The organism is Streptomyces sp. 5-10 (assembly GCF_014712245.1).
Classification (GTDB): Bacteria; Actinomycetota; Actinomycetes; order Streptomycetales; family Streptomycetaceae; genus Streptomyces; species Streptomyces violaceusniger.
Map to the genome: position 1 here is coordinate 1 of NZ_JACVYG010000216.1, position 772 is coordinate 772.

At 65.8% G+C, this 772-nt stretch carries 1 protein-coding gene; it reads left to right on the forward strand.

Translation table 11 applies throughout. The annotated features are described in order from the left end of the window. Window positions 1-69 precede the first annotated feature (69 nt). Window positions 70-772, forward strand: a 703-nt coding sequence (locus IEJ02_RS47880; protein ID WP_263408059.1) for a condensation domain-containing protein, incomplete at its 3' end; no start/stop codon positions are given.

Below are 772 nucleotides of genomic sequence, written 5' to 3' on the forward strand. Positions count from 1 at the left end.
GATGTCCAGGGCGATGGTTCCGGAGTCGATGAGGCGCGTATCGAACTGCCCGGGACGCTCGCTGAGCAGATGCGTGTTGTGGCGCGTCGGCTCGGGGTGAGCGTGGCGAGTCTGTGCCACCAGGCGTGGGCGCAGGTGTTGGCGCGGTTGACCGACCGGGATGACGTGGTGTTCGGCACCGTGTTGTTCGGCCGGATGCACGGCGGTGCCGGTGCGGACCGAGGCATGGGGCTGTTCATCAATACCTTGCCGGTGCGGATTGCGGTCGGTGATGACGGCGTAGAGGCGGGGGTGCTCCGCACGCACGACGTGTTGACGCGGTTGTTGGGGCATGAGCACGCGTCGTTGGCGTTGGCGCAGCGGTGTAGTGGTGTGCATGCGTCGATGCCGTTGTTCACGAGCCTGCTCAACTACCGCCACAGCGCCCTTGACGCATCCGGTGCCACTGAGGAGGTGTGGGACGGCATTGAGTTGCTGGGTGGTGAGGGGCGGACCAACTATCCGCTGACGGTGTCGGTGGATGACCTGGGCGAGGGCTTTGCGGTGACCGCGCTCGTCGAGGCCCCAGTGGATGCGGCTCGGGTGTGCGCGTTGATGGTCGGCTCTCTCCAGGAGTTGGTTGATGCGCTGCGGGAGGCACCGAGCACGCCGGTGCGGGAGTTGGATGTGTTGCCGGTGGCGGAGCGTGAGTTGGTGGTGGGTGCGTGGAATGCGACTGAGGTGGAGTTCGAGGTCGAGGTGTGTCTGCATGAGTTGTTTGAGCGGCGGGTGG